13 protein-coding genes are annotated in these 16,405 nt (G+C 75.8%); 10 read left to right on the plus strand and 3 right to left on the minus strand.

The genetic code is table 11. The features are described 5' to 3' along the window. Positions 1 to 66: 66 nt before the first annotated feature. Positions 67 to 753, plus strand: coding sequence for an SDR family NAD(P)-dependent oxidoreductase (locus ABZ873_RS20215; protein WP_360873635.1), 687 nt, complete (start codon positions 67 to 69; stop codon positions 751 to 753). A 167-nt stretch (positions 754 to 920) separates the two neighbouring features. After that, a complete protein-coding gene (locus tag ABZ873_RS20220) occupies positions 921 to 1,532 on the plus strand; it encodes a hypothetical protein (RefSeq protein ID WP_360873638.1) in 612 nt (203 codons plus the stop codon). A gap of 24 nt (positions 1,533 to 1,556) precedes the next feature. Here the strand turns inward: ABZ873_RS20220 and ABZ873_RS20225 are convergent, their stop codons facing one another. The 3 genes from ABZ873_RS20225 to ABZ873_RS20235 all read right to left on the minus strand — a co-directional run bounded on the left by ABZ873_RS20225 (position 1,557) and on the right by ABZ873_RS20235 (position 4,837). Further along, positions 1,557 to 2,099, minus strand: coding sequence for a DM13 domain-containing protein (locus ABZ873_RS20225; RefSeq protein ID WP_360873641.1), 543 nt, complete (start codon positions 2,097 to 2,099; stop codon positions 1,557 to 1,559). A gap of 129 nt (positions 2,100 to 2,228) precedes the next feature. Beyond that, positions 2,229 to 3,761 (minus strand): amino acid permease, encoded by a 1,533-nt coding sequence (locus ABZ873_RS20230; RefSeq protein WP_360873643.1) that lies wholly within the window; start codon positions 3,759 to 3,761, stop codon positions 2,229 to 2,231. 95 nt (positions 3,762 to 3,856) lie between these two features. Next, entirely contained in the window at positions 3,857 to 4,837 is a 981-nt protein-coding gene (locus ABZ873_RS20235) for a hypothetical protein (RefSeq protein ID WP_360873646.1), read from the minus strand. A gap of 413 nt (positions 4,838 to 5,250) precedes the next feature. Between ABZ873_RS20235 and ABZ873_RS20240 the strand changes: the two genes are divergently transcribed. The 8 genes from ABZ873_RS20240 to ABZ873_RS20275 all read left to right on the plus strand — a co-directional run bounded on the left by ABZ873_RS20240 (position 5,251) and on the right by ABZ873_RS20275 (position 16,343). Beyond that, the gene (locus tag ABZ873_RS20240; RefSeq protein WP_360873649.1) at positions 5,251 to 6,687 is read left to right on the plus strand and encodes an FGGY family carbohydrate kinase; all 1,437 of its coding nucleotides are present in this window, start codon (positions 5,251 to 5,253) and stop codon (positions 6,685 to 6,687) included. After that, entirely contained in the window at positions 6,684 to 8,081 is a 1,398-nt protein-coding gene (locus tag ABZ873_RS20245) for an FAD-dependent oxidoreductase (RefSeq protein WP_360873652.1), read from the plus strand. The genes ABZ873_RS20240 and ABZ873_RS20245 overlap by 4 nt, the downstream gene beginning before the upstream one ends. Then, positions 8,078 to 9,295 carry an FAD-dependent oxidoreductase gene (locus ABZ873_RS20250; RefSeq protein WP_360873655.1) on the plus strand — a complete coding sequence of 406 codons (1,218 nt, stop codon included), beginning with the start codon at positions 8,078 to 8,080 and terminating at the stop codon, positions 9,293 to 9,295. The genes ABZ873_RS20245 and ABZ873_RS20250 overlap by 4 nt, the downstream gene beginning before the upstream one ends. A gap of 153 nt (positions 9,296 to 9,448) precedes the next feature. Beyond that, a complete protein-coding gene (locus ABZ873_RS20255; RefSeq protein ID WP_360873658.1) occupies positions 9,449 to 10,111 on the plus strand; it encodes a hypothetical protein in 663 nt (220 codons plus the stop codon). A 66-nt stretch (positions 10,112 to 10,177) separates the two neighbouring features. Then, on the plus strand, positions 10,178 to 10,759 hold the full coding sequence (locus tag ABZ873_RS20260; protein ID WP_360873661.1) for an isochorismatase family protein: 582 nt from the start codon (positions 10,178 to 10,180) through the stop codon (positions 10,757 to 10,759). Then, complete coding sequence (argB, locus tag ABZ873_RS20265) at positions 10,756 to 11,676, plus strand: acetylglutamate kinase (RefSeq protein ID WP_360873664.1); 921 nt, start codon at positions 10,756 to 10,758, stop codon at positions 11,674 to 11,676. Before ABZ873_RS20260 ends, argB begins: the two co-directional genes overlap by 4 nt. Before the next feature lie 506 nt (positions 11,677 to 12,182). Beyond that, positions 12,183 to 13,610 (plus strand): SidA/IucD/PvdA family monooxygenase, encoded by a 1,428-nt coding sequence (locus tag ABZ873_RS20270; protein WP_360873666.1) that lies wholly within the window; start codon positions 12,183 to 12,185, stop codon positions 13,608 to 13,610. A gap of 3 nt (positions 13,611 to 13,613) precedes the next feature. Next, the gene (locus ABZ873_RS20275; RefSeq protein ID WP_360873669.1) at positions 13,614 to 16,343 is read left to right on the plus strand and encodes a condensation domain-containing protein; all 2,730 of its coding nucleotides are present in this window, start codon (positions 13,614 to 13,616) and stop codon (positions 16,341 to 16,343) included. The last annotated feature ends 62 nt before the right edge of the window (positions 16,344 to 16,405 follow it).

The raw sequence follows: 16,405 nt of genomic DNA on the forward strand, positions 1-16,405 counted from the left end.
AGAAAAAGTTAAGGGGTTACTGTCCGGCGCAGTCGGCCACGTACCACGCCTTCGGAGGGAAACCCCATGACCGTCACCCTGATCACCGGAGCCAACAAGGGCATCGGGTTCGCCACGGCCGAGCAGCTGGTGAAGCTGGGCCACACGGTCTACGTGGGCGCGCGGGACGTCGAGCGCGGCGAGAAGGCCGCGGCCGCGCTCGGCGCCCGGTTCGTCCAGCTGGACGTGACCGACGACGCGTCCGTGAGCGGCGCGCTGGCGGCGATCGACGCGGCCGAGGGCAGGCTGGATGTGCTGGTGCACAACGCGGGCGTCCTGGGCCAGGGGACCATCGACGGCCCCACGGCCCTGCGGGTCTTCGACACCAACGCGGTGGGGATCGTACGGGTCACCGAGGCGGCTCTCCCCCTGCTGCTCAAGTCCTCGCACGCCACCGTGGTGACCGTCTCCAGCAGCGCCGGATCCTTCTGGGCCGTCAACAATCCGGAGCGGCTGGAGTACCGCCTGCCGACCGCGCTGTACTCGGCGTCGAAGGCGGCCGCCACCATGCTGACGGTCCAGTACGCCAAGCTCTACCCGGGCATCAGGTTCAACGCGGTCGAGCCCGGTACGACGGCCACCGACATGACGGCGGACTTCGGGATCGGCCGCTCCCCCGAGGAGAGCGCCAAGGTGGTCGTACGCCTCGCGACCCTCGGCCCGGACGGCCCGACGGGAACCCTCCAGGACGAGGACGGCGAGCTGCGCTGGTAGCCCTGTCGGGTCCGCACGGGCGGGGCGGGCGGCGCCGTTGCGGATCCGAGGGGTCCGGCGCAGGCTGAACAGAGGGCCGGCGGCACCCGGTGACCGGCACGGAACGGCGCCGCCGCGGCGGAAGCTGGGCGCAGGCGGGAGCTGAGGCGCAGGCGGGAGCTGAGCGCATGGGACGGAGTACCGGAGCGACCGGGAACCCCTTCGTGAGCCTGATCCCCTGGGTGGTGTTCGCGGTGGTCGACCGGGCCGCGCCCTCGCCGCAGTGGGCGGCGCTGAGCGCCGCCGCGACCGCCGTGGTCATCGCCTGGCCGTCGTTCGCGGCACGCTCGCCGCGCATCCTGGACGTCTCGGCGATCGTCCTGTTCCTCGCCCTGGCGGTGGCGGCGTTCCTCGTCGGGCCCGACGGCCAGGAGGTGATCGCCCACTACGGCAGGACCATCGCGACCGGGTCCCTCGCCCTGATCGTCTTCGCCACCCTGCCGGTCCGGCCGTTCACCGAGCAGTACGCCCGGCTCACCGTGCCCCGGGAGCTGTGGAACACCCCGCGCTTCCAGCACGTCAACCGGGTCCTCAGTGCCGGATGGGGCACGGCCTTCGCGTTCATGACCCTCTGCCACCTGATCGCCGCGGGCCAGCCGGACGACCGCCGGCTGTCGACGATCTTCAACTGGCTGCTCCCGATCGCCGCGATCATCGTCATGATCAGAATCACCGAGCGCTACCGCAAGAACGCCCACCCGGAGACGTCCCGGGTGGGCGGGGAGCGACGCGGGCCGTAGCGACGCGAGCCGTAGCGGCGCGGGCTATGCCTCGGTGAGGGTGGCCGCGCCGAAGGAGACGTCGAAGCGGTCGCACCAGATGGCGACGCTGCCGTAGTCCGCGAGGTTCACGTCCGCCGGGATCTCGTAGTTCTGGTCGCCCTTGTTGCCCTTGAGCTTGCCCAGGCTGACGTGCTTGCCGTCGTCGAAGACCCGCCAGCCGGCCACGCCCTCCTTCACGGGGGCGTCGCTCAGCCATACGCGCAGGTCCGGGCCGTTGCTGGTGTCCAGGCCCTCCAGGCGCAGGACGCGGGAGCCGTCGGCCAGCCGGACCAGTCTGGCCTTGCCCCGGGTGTCGTGCTCGTGGCTGATGAACGAGCCCTCCGCCAGGGTGCGCGGTCCCTCGGCCGGGGCCGGGGCCGCGCCCTTCGGGGCGGTGGCCGCCGGGGGCAGGGCCTCGCTGACCCGCTCGTCCTGCCAGAGCTTCCACGGCTGGAACACGTACAGCCCCACCGCCAGGGCGGCCACCAGTACCGCGCCGACCACTGCCGTCAGCGGCCCGCGCCGCCCCCCACGTACCCACTTCATTGCGCGACTCCCCGATGATCTGTGTGCCGTTCCCCCACATTCAACGGGATGTGCGCCGGTCAAAGCCATTACGTGAGGATGACGGCCGGGCACGGAGCGGTACGTGCCCGGCCGGGAGGCAGGGGGGCGTCAGACGATGCCCTCGGCGATCTCCGCCTGCTCGCGGGCGTTGCCGTAGGCCGCCGGGGTGCCGTAGGAGCGGCGGGCGACGTACCACCAGACCGAGGCGAGGACGAGGACCACCGCCAGGGCGATCACCGCGTAGTTCATCGAGTCCACGGTGACCGGGGACTTCTGCGGCAGGCAGAACAGCACCGTGACCAGCGCCACCCAGACGACCGCGATCCAGCCGATCGGCTTGCTCCAGCGGCCCAGGCTCCACGGGCCGGGCTGGAAGCGGTCGCCGGCGCGCAGCCGGAGGTAGATCGGGATGGCGTAGGCGGGGGTGATGCCGATGACGTTGATGGCGGTCACGGCGCCGTACGCGGTGGCCGAGTAGAGGGAGGGCAGCGCGAGGACCGCCGCGACGGCGACGGAGAGCCACACGGCCGGGACCGGGGTCTGGGTGCGGCTGCTGACCTTGCGCCACAGGTCCGAGCCGGGCAGGGCGTTGTCCCGGCTGAACGCGAACACCATGCGGCTCGCGGCGGCCACCTCGGCGTTGCCGCAGAAGAGCTGGGCGACGATCACCACGAGGAGCAGCGCGGTGGCCCCGCCGGAGCCGAGCGCGTCGAGGAAGATCTGGGCGGGCGGGACGCCGGTGGCGCTGCCCTGGACGGCCGCGTAGTCCTGGATGGCGAAGGTGAGGCCGGCGAGCAGGGCGAAGCCGGCGATCCAGGAGACCCAGATGGCGCGGACGATGCCCCGGGCGGCGGAGACGGAGGCGTTGGAGGTCTCCTCCGACAGGTGCGCGGAGGCGTCGTAGCCGGAGAAGGTGTACTGGGCGAGCAGCAGGCCGACGGCGGCGACGTAGAAGGGGTTGGCCCAGCCGGTGTCGTTGACGAACTCGGTGAAGACGAAGGACGGCGACTGGTGGCTGTCGGGGATGAAGGCCAGGGCGCCGACGATCACGGCCACACCCGCCAGGTGCCACCACACGCTGATGGAGTTGAGCACGCTGACGAGGCGGACCCCGAAGAGGTTGAGCGTGGCGTGCAGCAGCAGGATCGCCAGGAAGATCAGGAAGGTCGAGCCGGGGGTGGGCACGAAGCCGAACTGGAGGTTCAGGAAGGCGCCGGTGAACAGGGCGGCGCCGTAGTCGATGCCGGCGATCGCGCCGAGCAGGCCGAGGAGGTTCAGCCAGCCGGTGTACCAGCCCCAGCGGCGCCCGCCGAGCCGGTCGGCCATGTAGTACAGCGCGCCGGAGGTGGGGTAGGCGCTGGTCACCTCGGCCAGGGCGAGGCCCACGCAGAGCACGAACAGGCCGACGCCGACCCAGCCCCACAGCATGACGGAGGGCCCGCCGGTGCCCAGGCCGAAGCCGTAGAGGGTCATGCAGCCGGAGAGGACGGAGATGACCGAGAAGCTGATGGCGAAGTTGCCGAAGCCGCCCATCCGGCGGGCGAGGACGGGCTGGTAGCCCAGCTCTCTGAGCCGTTGCTCCTCGTCCTGCTGGGGCGGGGCGTTGCGGTCCTGGCGAGCTGCCCACGCGGTGCGGGACATGGTGGTACCTCCGGGGGTGGTGGTGCACGGGGGTGGTGGAGCGGGCGGGGCCGTCCGCCGTCGCGGGCGTACGGCCGACCGGTGCGGGGAACCGGTCAGTTCCGGTCGGCCAGGCTGCGGGACCTGGCCTGGAGGAACACCTCCTCGGCCAGCGACTGGTCGGCCGGGTCGCGGGTGCGGTGGGCCCACGGGAGGGTGGTCCAGTACCGGCCGATGGCGTCGAAGACGCGCGCCGCCTCGCCGAACTGGAGGGCTCCCCAGAGGGCGTGGGCGAGGTGGTTCAGGTCGAGCGGGGAGGAGCGCTCGGGGTCGGCGTAGCGGAACCACGTGTGCAGGGCGTGGTCGGCGTCGCGGACGGCGTCCTCGGCCACCCAGTGCAGGTCGAGGGCGCGCTCCTGGCCGCGTTCGCGCCGGTAGCGCTCGACCTGCACGTACAGCGGCAGGACGTGCACGGCGGAGCCGGGCGGGGCCGAACCGGCCGCCCAGTGCACGAAGTTGGCCGCCTCGGAGGGCGGGCCGGGCGGGCCCGCGTACACGAACTGGAGCATGCGGTGGTACGCCTCGCGGTTGTGCGGGTCGCGCTTGTCGACCTCGGCGAGGATGCCCCAGGGGCCGCGGGGCAGCATGGGGCCGGGGGGCGCCTGCCGGTGCTCCTCCATCTGGCGGCGCTCGTCGAGGGGCGCGAGGGCGAGCAGGCAGACCCAGGGCGCCGGGTCCGCGGGGCTGATGCCCGCGGTGGTACGGCACGCCTGCCACGCCTCCTGCCACAGCTCGGCGGTGCGGGGGTGGCCGGCGCGGTGGGCGCGGACGGCCCGCTCGACGGTGACCCGCATGTGCATGACCACGGCCGCGACGCTGTGCGGCTCCTCGGCGCGCCATGCCTGGACCACGTCGGATCCGGCGGCGACCGCGGCGAGCACCTGGGTGCGCTGGGTCCACAGCCCCCAGTCGTCCGTGCGCGCGAGGAGCTGCGCCATCGACACCCAGCGTCCCGTGCGCAGGTCCTGGACCGCGACGCGTAACGCGTTGTCGTGACCGGCGGGGTGGTAGACGGGCCGGAAGTCGCCGCCCGCCATTACCCCGTCCCGGTCGACGGGCGGCCGCGGCCGCTGCGGTGGCCGCGTGCTGCGGTGGTCGTGGTCATCAGTCCTCAGATCGCGTGGGGGGCGGGTTCCGTCGGGCGGCCGGCTGCCGCCCTGCTGCCGTACCGGCGGCAGGGGCGCACGCACACCATGACAAGAACTGTTCGTTCGACCCCCACCGTTGACCCACGGTCGGCATCCTTCCCGTTGATCGGCGATCACTATAGAGCGAGTGTGAGCATTCGCACGCGGAGAGTTGCCCGAACGCAAATAATCAGCCAAATCCAGGCTATGAACTTGCGTCAGCCGAACGCCCTTGCAGCGGACCGATCTTGACGCGCGGGATCCGCTGGGCAAGGCTTCCCGGCGAAGATCGACCATGCCGACACACCAGGGACGGAGCGGTGATGACGGGTCCGGTGCTCGCCGTCGACCAAGGCACCTCGGGGACCAAGGCCCTCGTCGTCTGTCCGGTGCGCGGGGTCATCGGCTCCGCTTCCGCGCCCGTACGCCCCCGCCACCTGCCCGGCGGACGGGTGGAGGTCGACCCCCGCGAGCTGCTGGACTCCGTGATCGGCGCCGGACGCGCCGCGCTCGCGCGGGCCGGGGAGCCGGTGGTGGCGGTGGGCCTCGCCAACCAGGGCGAGACCGTGCTCGCCTGGGACCCGGCGACCGGCGAGCCGCTGACCGACGCGATCGTCTGGCAGGACCGGCGCGCCGAAGGGCTGTGCACGGAGCTGGCGGAGCACGCCCCGGCGCTGCGGGAGGCCACCGGACTGCCGCTGGACCCCTATTTCGCCGCCCCCAAGATGGCCTGGATACGCCGCCACCTGACGGGCGCCGGCGTGGTGACCACCAGCGACGTATGGCTGGTGCACCGCCTCACGGGCGCCTTCGTCACCGACGCGGCGACCGCCGGGCGCACCCAGCTGCTCGATCTCGACACCGTCGGCTGGTCGGCGCCCGCCCTCGACGCGTTCGGCCTGGCCGGTGAGCGCCTGCCGGAGATCGTCGACGCCGACACCCGCGTCGGGACCACCACCGCCTTCGGGCCCGAACTCCCCCTGACCGGGCTGCTGGTGGACCAGCAGGCCGCGCTGCTCGCCCAGGGCGTCACCGCGCCCGGTACCGCCAAGTGCACCTACGGCACCGGCGCGTTCCTGCTGGCGCACGCCGGTGCGGCGCCCCGGCGCAGTGCGCACGGGCTGGTCGGCTGCGTGGCCTGGCGGCTCGCCGGGCGCACCGACTACTGCCTGGACGGGCAGGTGTTCACGGCCGCCTCCGCCGTGCGGTGGCTCACCGACCTGGGCGTGATTTCCGGGGCCGAGGACATCGACACCGTCGGCGGCACCGTCCCGGACTCCGGCGGCGTCACCTTCGTCCCCGCGCTCGCCGGGCTCGCCGCGCCCTGGTGGCGGGGCGACCTGCGGGGCTCGGTGACCGGTCTGGGCCTCGACACCACGGCCGGGCATCTGGTGCACGCCCTGTGCGACGGGATCGCCGCCCAGGTGGCCGAGCTCGCGGACGCGGTCGCCGCCGATCTGGGCGCCCCGCTCACCACCCTGCGTGTGGACGGCGGACTGACCCGCTCCGCGCTGCTCATGCAGGCCCAGGCCGATCTGCTGCGGATCCCGGTGGAGGTGTCGGCGCTGCCGGACGTGACCGCGCTGGGCGTCGGCGCGGTGGCCCGGCTCGGGGCCGACCCCGCCCTGTCCCTGGCCGAGGCCGTACCGGAGTGGAAGCCCTCGGCCGTCTACCTGCCCCGGGCCGACGCCGCGACGGCCGCCGAGCGCCGCGCGCGGTTCCGTACGGCGGTCTCCGCGCTCCTCGACGGCCGCCCGTGACCGTCACCACGCGCGGTCCCCTGCCCGGCGGCGTGTACGACGTGACCGTGGTCGGCGCCGGGGTGGTGGGCTGCGCGATCGCCCGCGAGCTGGCCCGGCTGCCGCTGCGGGTGGCCCTCGTCGACGCCTCCGACGATGTCGGGGACGGCACCTCCAAGGCCAACACCGCCATCCTGCACACCGGTTTCGACGCGGTGCCCGGCTCCCTGGAGTCCCGGCTCGTCCGCGAGGGGCAGCGGCTGCTCGCCGCGTACGCCGCCGACAGCGGGATCCCGGTGGAACCGCTCGGGGCGCTGCTGGTGGCCTGGGACGAGGAGCAGCTGCTGGCCCTGCCGCGCCTCGCGGAGAAGGCCGTACGCAACGGCTACCGCGCGGCGCGGATCCTCTCCGCCGAGGAGGTACGGGCCCGGGAGCCGGGGCTCGGGCCGGGGGTGCTCGGGGCGCTCGACGTGCCCGGCGAGTCCGTCATCTGCCCCTGGACGACCACGCTCGCGTACGCGACGCAGGCGGTGCGCTCCGGCGTGGACCTGCATCTGAACTGCCGGGTGGAGTCGGTGCGGCCGGGCGATCCGCACGTCCTGGCGACCGGCCGGGGTGTCCTGCGCACCCGCCATCTGGTGAACGCGGCCGGTCTGTACGCCGACCGGATCGACCGGATGCTCGGGCACGCGGACTTCACCGTGACGCCGCGGCGCGGCCAGCTCATCGTCTTCGACGACCTGGCCCGGCCCCTGGTCCGGCACATCCTGCTGCCGGTGCCGGGTGTGCTCGGCAAGGGGGTGCTGGTGTCGCCGACCGTGTACGGGAAGGTGCTGCTCGGCCCGACCGCCGAGGACCTGGACGACCGGACGGCCACCGGATCGACCGCCGAAGGGCTCGCGCTGCTGCGGGAGAAGGGCGGGCGGATCCTGCCGGCGCTGCTGGAGGAGGAGGTCACCGCCGTGTACGCCGGGCTGCGGGCGGCCACCGAGCACGAGGACTACGCGATCCGCGCACATCCCGCGCAGCGGTACGTGGCCGTCGGCGGGATCCGTTCGACCGGGCTGACCGCCTCGATGGCGATCGCCGCCCATGTGGTGGACCTGCTCGCGGACGGCGGGCTGCCGCCGTCCGGGGCCCGCGAGCCGGAGCCGGTGCGGATGCCGAACCTGGGCGAGGCGTTCCCCCGGCCCTACCGGGACGCGGAGCTGATCGCCGCCGACCCGGAGTACGGGCGGATCGTCTGCCACTGCGAGCGCGTGACGCGCGGGGAGATCCGGGACGCGCTGGCGGGGACGATCCCGCCCGGCTCGCCGGACGGCCTGCGGCGGCGCACACGGGCCCGGGGCGGCCGCTGCCAGGGCTTCCACTGCGGGGCGGCCGTACGCGCGCTGTTCGAGGAGGCCCGCCGGTGAGCGGGGCCGGGCGCGTGGACCGGGCCGTGGACGTGCTGGTGGTCGGGGCCGGACCGGCCGGGCTGGCGCTGGCCGCGCGGCTGGCGGGGACGGCGCGGGTGGAGGTCCTGGAGCGGGAGGAGGAGGCGGGCGGTGTGCCGCGCCACTGCCCGCGCGGGGGCTTCGGCGCCCGCGCGCTCCCGCTGGAGGGGCCGGAGTACGCCCGGCGTTCGGTCTGCGCGGCGGTGGCGGCCGGGGCGGTGCTCCGTACCGGGGTGACCGCCACCGGCTGGGCCGGGCCGCTCGCGCTGGAGGTGACGGGCCCGGCCGGTCTGGAGCGGATCACCGCGCGGGCGGTGGTGCTGGCCACGGGCGCCCGGGAGCGCCCGCGCAGCGCCCGGCTGGTACCGGGCAGCCGCCCGGCGGGGGTGCTCACCACCGGGGAGCTCCAGCAGTCCGTGCACCTGTACGGGCAGGACGTGGGCCGCCGGGCGGTGGTCGTGGGCGGCGAGCCGGTGACCCGGCACGCGGTACGGACCCTGCTGCGGGCCGGTACGGAGGTGGCGGCGGTGGTCACGGAGCGGCCGGACGGCTTCGCCGTGCCGGGTATCCCCGTCCTCACCCGGACCTCGGTGGTCGAACTGCGCGGCCGGGGCCGCCTGTCGGGCGTGGCCGTCCGCCACGGGGACGGCCGGACGGATCTGCTGGACTGCGACGCGGTGGTCTTCACCGGGGACTGGATCCCCGACCACGAACTGGCCCGGCGCGGCGGGATCCCCCTGGACCCGGGCACGCGCGGCCCGGCCGTGGACGCCTGTTTCCGTACGGCCGTGCCGGGGGTGTTCGCCGTCGGCAACGCCCTGCGCGGCATCGAACGCGCCCGTACGGCGGCCGCGGAGGGCACGGCCGCTGCGGATCCGGTCCGCGCCCACCTGGCGGGCGGCCCCTGGCCGGCCGCCGGCCCCCCGCTGGTGCTCCGTTCTCCGCTCGTGTGGGCGACGCCGAACCGGCTGACCTGGCACCGCCCCGCCGGCCCCGCTCCCCGGCGCCCGCTGCTGCTGCGGGCCGCCGGGACGCTGCGCTCCCCCGTGGTGACCGTCTCCCAGGACGGGCGGGTGCTCTGGCGGCGGCGGTTCCCCGGGCGGGTGCCTCCGTACCGGTCGGTGCGGCTGCCGGAGGACTGGGCGGCGGGGGTCGATCCGGCGGGCGGGGCCGTGGTGCTCGGGGCCGGGTGACGGTTCCCGCGCGGCGGTCACGGACAACGGAGAGGCCAGATCCCTCCAACCCCCGTGCCCGGGTGGGCCCCGGACCGGTGATCCGGCGGACAGACGGGGTGCCGACGGCCGATTCTTGAGTGTCAGGTGTACCTGACCGAACGGGGATTGACCGTGTACGAGCACATGGCCGGCCGGACCGCACCGGCCGGGGCCAGAGGATCCGCCGAGCGGGCCGAGAGCGCGGCGCGGGTCGTCGCCTGGCTGGCCGCCCGCGACGAGGTGGAACACGCCCTGCGGGACGCCCTGGGGCGGCCGCCGAGCCAGCGGGACGACACCGTGGCCCGGATGGCCGAGGCCCTGCGCGCGGCGGCCCAGGGCCTGGGGGATCCGGCGGTCGCCGTCGCGGCCGGGGTCCCGGAGCGGATGCTGCGCGGCTGGCTGGAGCAGGACCCCGCCTTCGCCACGGCCCTGCGGGCGGCCCGCGCGCTGGCCGCCGGGCACGGGCTGACGGCGGAGGGCGGGGCCACCCCCGCCATGCTGCGGGTGGTCCTGGACGCCGTCGGGCGCGGTGCCTCCTGGCCGGTGGCCGGGCGGCTGGCCGGGCTGTCGGTGCGCCGGTTCAACCGGCTGCGGCAGACCACCCCGGGGGTGGAGGCGCTGCTGGAGGCCGCCCAGCGGGTGCGGTCGCGGACGACGCGGGGCCGGGAGGCGCGCGCGGCGCGCGCCGGGAGTGCCGCGCGCCGGGCGGACGCGGACGCGGGCGCCGGGGAGCGCCGTTACCGGCTCGTGCGCCTGGACGATCCGATGCTCTCCCCCACCGACCGCGTGAGTTAGGTTAGGCTTACCTAACAAGGAGGGGCGGCGACGACCGGCTGCCCCGCGCGAGGGGGAGCCCCGGTCATGCACCTGCCCGACGTCACGCCGTACCCGATGCCCGCCGAGACCGCGATCCCGTCCTCGGCGCAGACCTGGACCGTGGAACCGGGCCGGGCCGCCCTGCTGATCCTCGGCCTGCAGCCGCAGTTCCTGCGGGACTTCCCGGCCGACGCCGCACCCGGCGCCGAACTGCTCGCCAACGCCGCCGCCTTGCGGCGGGCCGCGCGCAGCCGCCGGATGCCCGTGGTGTTCGGCCACGCGCCGGGCGGCGACCCCGAGCCGGAGGCCGGCGGCCCGCTGGTCCCCGAGCGCGGGGACCACGTCATCACGTACGTCCGGGAGAACGCCTTCCTGCGCAGCCACCTCGGCCGCGTCCTCGCGATCACCGGCCGCGACCAGCTGCTGCTGTGCGGTCTGCACGCTGCGGGCGGGGTGCTGCTGACGGCGGCCGACGCCCGGATGCACGGCATCCAGCCCTTCGTGGCGGCGGACGCCGTGGCCGACGCCGGGCCCGAGGACCACGCGCTCGCCCTCCGCTGGACCGCGTCCCGCTGGGGCGTGGTCCGCACCACCCGCTCACTCATCCAGGAAATGGCAGGCCGATGACGACACGTCACCCCTCACCACTTGCGCGCCCCGGTGCCCGGGGCACCGCCGCGGCGCGCACCGTGATCGAGGCCCTGCCCTGGCTGGAGCGCTACCGCGACCGCACGGTGGTGGTGAAGTTCGGCGGCAACGCGATGATCGACGAGGAGCTGAAACGGGCCTTCGCGGCGGACGTGGTCTCCCTGCGCTACGCCGGCCTCCGCCCGGTCGTGGTGCACGGCGGCGGGCCGCAGATCAGCGCGCTCCTGCGGCGGCTGGACCTGGAGGTGACGTTCACCTCCGGCCTGCGGGTCACCACCCCCGAGGTGATGGAGGTGGTACGGATGGTGCTGGCGGGCCAGGTCCAGCGCGAGCTGGTGGGGCTGGTCAACGAGCACGGACCCTTCGCGGTCGGCATGACCGGCGAGGACGCACGCACCCTCACGGCCGTGCGCCGCCCGGCCCTGGTGGACGGGCGCGAGGTGGACATCGGCCTGGTCGGCGAGGTGACCGAGGTGGACCCGGACACCGTACGGGCCCTGCTCGACCGCGGCCGGATCCCGGTGGTCTCCCCGGTGGCCCGGGGCACCGACGGCCAGATATACAACGTCAACGCCGACCTCGCGGCGGCGGCCCTCGCCGCCGCGCTGGGGGCCGACAAACTGGTGATGCTGACCGACGTGGCCGGGCTGGTGCCCGACTGGCCGCGCGGCACCACCGTGGTGGACCGGCTCACCGCCGGGGAACTGGACGCCCTGCTGCCCTCGCTGGACGGGGGCATGGCCCCGAAGATGGAGGGCTGCCTGCGGGCGGTCCGCGGCGGGGTGGCCACGGCGCACGTCCTGGACGGGCGGGTGCCGCACACGCTGCTGGGCGTGTTCAGCGAGACGCCGCCCGGCACCAGGGTGGTGCCGGACCTGGCGCCCGGACACCTCTGAGCCACCCGCCGTACCACCGCACCACACCTGAGCGCCCGCACCGCCCGGCCGCCTCCCCCCGGAGCGCCGCCACGGGCGGTGAGGGGCCGGGCGCCGCCCGGCGTCCGGCACCCGGCGCCGACCGTCCAAACCGGAGGCCGACCGCATCCAACGGGACGTCCCGAAAGCGGCGTTCCCCCGGAGCGCGCGCGGCCCGTCCCGCACGGACGGTGGCCGGTACCCCGCCCACGCCCCGCACAAGGCCGGAGCCCGGTGTTTCCCGGTCTCCGGGGATCCCCGGCGGCTGATTCCCGCCGCTCGGCGGCACCGGGACGAGCCCGGCCGGCGCACCACCCCGGCCTTCGGACGGATCTTCCGTATCACCGAATTGCCATGTAATCAAAGGCGGTTGGCGAGTTCGCCACGCCTTCCACCAGTGGCTCCGGGTGGCTTGACACACCCGCCACGATCAGTGACGTTAGGTCAGCCTTACCTAAGTATCCGGGTAAGTCCGAGGAAGGATGGGCATGTCCGCACCACTTACGCACACCGGGTCCGGGGAGCAGTTCCCCGCTGTCCGAGACCTGGTGGGCATCGGCTTCGGCCCGGCCAACCTGGCCCTGGCGATAGCCGTGGCCGAACACAACACCGGACGGCCCTCCGGCGAGGCGGTACGGGCGGCGTTCGTCGAGCGCCAGGCGGCCTTCGGATGGCACCCGGGCATGCTCCTCGACGGCGCCACCATGCAGGTGTCCTTCCTCAAGGACCTGGTGACCCTGCGGAACCCGGCCAGCCCGCACAGCTTCCTGCAGTACCTGCGCGAGCACGGCCGGCTGACGGACTTCATCAACCAGAAGACCTTCTTCCCCACCCGGATCGAGTTCCACGACTACTTCCGCTGGTGCGCCGAGGACTTCACCGGCCAGGTGTCCTACGGCACCGAGGTCACCGGGGTCACCCCGGTGCCCGCCGAGGACCCGGACGGGCCCGTGGAGGTCCTGGCCGTGCACCACCGCCCCGCCGGAACCGCCGACGCGGACACCGGCCCCGGCGGCGCACCCCTGTACGCGCACAACCTGGCCCTCGGCACCGGCCTGATCCCGCGGCTCCCGCAGGGCGTACGCCGCGGCCCGCACCTGTGGCACAACAGCGAACTGCTGCACCGCACCCGCGCGCTGACCGGGCTCACCCACCGCCGGTTCGTCGTCGTCGGCGCCGGCCAGTCCGCCGCCGAGGCCGCCGAGCACCTGCACCGGACCTTCCCCGAGGCCGAGGTCTGCGCCGTCTTCGCCCGCTACGGCTACAGCCCGGCCGACGACAGCCCCTTCGCGAACCGGATCTTCGACCCGGCGGCCGTGGACGCCTTCTACACCGCGCCGGACGAGGTCAAGGACCGGCTGCTCGGCTACCACGGCAACACCAACTACTCCGTGGTGGACGGGGACCTGATCACCCAGCTGTACCGGACCGTGTACCAGGAGAAGGTCTCCGGCACCGAGCGGCTGCGGATCCTCAACACCAGCGAGGTCGCCGACGTCCGCACCGAGGACGGCGGGGCCGTGGCCACCGTCCGCTCCCTGATCGACGGCACCACCGCCGCCCTGCACTGCGACGCCGTGGTGTACGCCACCGGCTACCGCGCCCCCGACCCGCGCGACCTCCTCGGCGACCTGGTCGAGGAGTGCCTGACCGACGGCCGGGGCCGGCTGCGGATCGGCCGCGACCACCGCGTCGCCACCACCCCCCGGCTGCGCGCCGGGATCTACCTCCAGGGCGCCGGGACCGAGCACACCCACGGCCTCACCTCCTCGCTGCTGTCCACCCTGGCCGTCCGGTCCGGGGAGATCTGCGACTCGCTGCTGCTGAGCGGCGCCGAACGCGCGGTCCGCACCGGCCGCAACCGCCCGGCCGCGACCGCCGCGGCCGGCCCCCACCCCACGGGACTCCGGAGCTGACACGTGTCCGCCACCTCCTCCCCCACCCCGGCCCCCGCGGCCGACGCCGTCCCGCTGACCGCGGCCCAGGCCGAGTTCCTGGCGGCGCAGACCGCCGCCCCCGACTACGCCGGCCACAACGTGGGCCAGTACGTCGAACTCGTCGGCCCCCTCGACACCGAGGCCCTGCGTGACGCCGTGGCCCGCGCCTTCGACGAGGCCCCCTGGCTGCGCTTCCGGCTCACCCACGGCGACGACGGCCCGCGCCAGTCGCCCGTACGCACCCCCGGACGCCCCCGCAGGCCCGCCCTGCTCGACACCTCCGGCGCCGCCGACCCGGTGGCCGCCGCCCTCGGCCTGGTGCGCGGCCAGCTCGCCTGCCCGCCCCGGCTGGACCTGCTCACCGACCCGCCCGCCCCGGACGACGTACCCGATCTGGCCGGGAGCGTCCTGGTCACCGTCGGACCGGAGCACCACCTGCTGGTGCAGTTCTTCCACCAGCTCGCCGTGGACGGGCACGGGCTGGCGCTGCTGGGCCACCGCATCGCCGAGCTGTACACGGCCGCCGTGCGCGGCCGGACCGCCGGGCCCTCGCCCTTCGCCCCGGTGACCGCGCTGGTGGAGGCCGAGAGCGCCTACGCCGCCTCCGCCGAGCGGCGCACCGACCTGGCGGCCTGGACCCGGCACCTGGCCGGGGTCCTGCCGCCCGCCCCGCTGCGCGGGCGCAGCGCCCCGCCCGCGGACACGGCGCTGCGCGCCACGGTGGTCCTGGACCGGGCCGACACCGACGCCGTGGAGGCCGCCGCCCGCGAGGCGGGGGTCACCTGGGGCGAGGCGGTGCTCGCCGCGACGGCCGCGCACACCACCGCGCGGACCGGGGCGCCCGAGGCGGTGCTCGCGGTGTACGCCGCGGCCCGCACCGCGCCCGGCACCCTGCGGGTCCCGGCCGCCGCCGTGAACATCCTGCCCGTACGGGTGGCAGCCGGCCCGGAGGACACCTTCGGGGAGCTGCTGGCCCGGGCGGCCGCCGAGACCGCGTTCCTGCGGCGCCACCAGCGGGTCCGCGGCAGCGATGTGGCGCGGGCCGTGTGGCCCGGCCACGCGGGCTCCCGGGTGCCCGGACCCCTGGTCAACCTGCGGCCGTTCGAGACCGAGCTGGACTTCGCCGGGGTACCGGGCCGGGTGGTCAGCCTGGCCTCCGGCCCGGTGGACGACCTCGCAGTCTCCGCCTCCCGCTCCCCCGAGGGCCTGCTCCGCCTCGACCTGGACGCCAACCCCGCCCTGTACGGTCCGGCCGAACTGGAGTCCGAGGCCGTCGGTTTCGCGGCCCTGCTCACCGGCCTGGCCCGGCAGCCGCGCACCCCGGCCGGGCGGGTCGCCGCCGCGGGCCGTCCCGCCGGGGGCGAGGCCCCCGCGGCCCCGCCCCGGGCTCCGGCCGTACCGGCCGGGGACCGCGAGGAGGGCCCGCTGACGCTGCTGCCCGCCGCGCACCGGCTCCGGGAGGCCCCGGGCCACGCCGAACGCGCCCACGAGCACCTCCTGCTGACCGTCCCGCCGGGCCTGCGCACGGCCCCGCTGCGCCGGGCCCTGAGCACCCTGGCCCGCCGGCACCCGGCGCTGCGGCTGGCCCTGCACCGGGCGCACGGCGTCTGGAGCCAGGAGGTACGGGCCGCCGACGCGGCGCCCGCCGTCACCGACCCGGCCACCCTGCGCCGCTACCCGGCCGCGGGCCTGGACGCCGCCGCCCGGGAGCGGCTGACCGCGGCGGCCGCGCGGGCCGCCGGAGCCGCCCTGGACCCGGCCGCGGCCGCCGTGTTCCGGGCCTCCTGGCTCGACGCCGGTCCGGCCGAGCCGGGCCGGCTGCTGCTGACCGCGCACGCGCTGTGCGTGGACGACGCCTCCTGGCAGCTGCTCCTCGACGAACTGCCGGTGCTCTACGCCTGGTTCGCCGGGACCGGGACCGGGGCCGCCGACCGGCCCGCGGCGCTCGGCGCGCCCGGCGGGCTGACCGCCTGGGCCGCCGGACTGGCCACCCGGGCGCAGTCCCCCGCCCGGGTGCGGGAACTGCCGTACTGGACCGAGCTGTCGGAGGGCCCGGCGGCCCGTTCCTGGCCGGCGGCCGAGGGCGGCCACCGGGCGGTGACCCGGCTGGAGGTCCCGGCCGGAGCGCCCGGACCGCATCCGGTCGACGTGGCCGTGCTGGCCGCGCTGGCCGGGACCGCGGCGGGCCGGCCCCGGCTGCACGACGGCAGCCGCCTGCCGGTCGGGCTGGAGCTGCCCCGCCCGGAGTCGGCCCCCCGTACGGCCGGGCCGCTGTCCACCGTGCACGGCGTACGGCTGCCGCTCGGCCCGGACGGTCCCGAGCCGGTACGGCTGCTGCTCGCGGCCGTTCCGGACGAGGGGCGCGGCCAGGAGCAGTTGCGGCACCTGAACCCCCAGACCTCGGCGCTGCCGGCCGGTTCGCCCGGCCGCGGTGTCGTGTACCGGCGGCGCACCGCGCCCCGCGCCCCGCAGGCCGCTCCCGGCTGGGGCCCGGCCCCGGAGGAGGAGTGGCCCGCGGCGGGCGCGTACGGCGAGGAGCCGCCGCTCACCGGGCCGGTGGAACTGACCGCCGAGGTCCGCCCGGCCGCCTCCGGGGGCCACCGCGTGACCCTCCGGTGGCGCTGGTCCCCCGCCCTCTTCGACGCCGCCGAGGCGGCCGCGCTGTCCGAGGCCGCCACGGCCCTCGCGGCCCGGTTCGCCGCCGGCTCCTGAGGGCCGGGCCGCACCGGCATCCGCCGTGCGGCCCGGCCGCCCGCCCCACCCTCCCCCTGACG

The sequence above is a fragment of the Streptomyces sp. NPDC047014 genome, from assembly GCF_040644195.1.
GTDB lineage: Bacteria > Actinomycetota > Actinomycetes > Streptomycetales > Streptomycetaceae > Streptomyces.

What these genes read in the sequence shown, in the direction of transcription:
- ABZ873_RS20215 (WP_360873635.1), top strand. Translation starts at nt 67, where the DNA reads ATGACCGTCACCCTGATCACCGGAGCCAACAAGGGCATCGGGTTCGCC.
- ABZ873_RS20220 (WP_360873638.1), top strand. Translation starts at nt 921, where the DNA reads ATGGGACGGAGTACCGGAGCGACCGGGAACCCCTTCGTGAGCCTGATC.
- ABZ873_RS20225 (WP_360873641.1), bottom strand. Translation starts at nt 2,099, where the DNA reads ATGAAGTGGGTACGTGGGGGGCGGCGCGGGCCGCTGACGGCAGTGGTC.
- ABZ873_RS20230 (WP_360873643.1), bottom strand. Translation starts at nt 3,761, where the DNA reads ATGTCCCGCACCGCGTGGGCAGCTCGCCAGGACCGCAACGCCCCGCCC.
- ABZ873_RS20235 (WP_360873646.1), bottom strand. Translation starts at nt 4,837, where the DNA reads ATGGCGGGCGGCGACTTCCGGCCCGTCTACCACCCCGCCGGTCACGAC.
- ABZ873_RS20240 (WP_360873649.1), top strand. Translation starts at nt 5,251, where the DNA reads ATGACGGGTCCGGTGCTCGCCGTCGACCAAGGCACCTCGGGGACCAAG.
- ABZ873_RS20260 (WP_360873661.1), top strand. Translation starts at nt 10,178, where the DNA reads ATGCACCTGCCCGACGTCACGCCGTACCCGATGCCCGCCGAGACCGCG.
- argB (WP_360873664.1), top strand. Translation starts at nt 10,756, where the DNA reads ATGACGACACGTCACCCCTCACCACTTGCGCGCCCCGGTGCCCGGGGC.
- ABZ873_RS20270 (WP_360873666.1), top strand. Translation starts at nt 12,183, where the DNA reads ATGTCCGCACCACTTACGCACACCGGGTCCGGGGAGCAGTTCCCCGCT.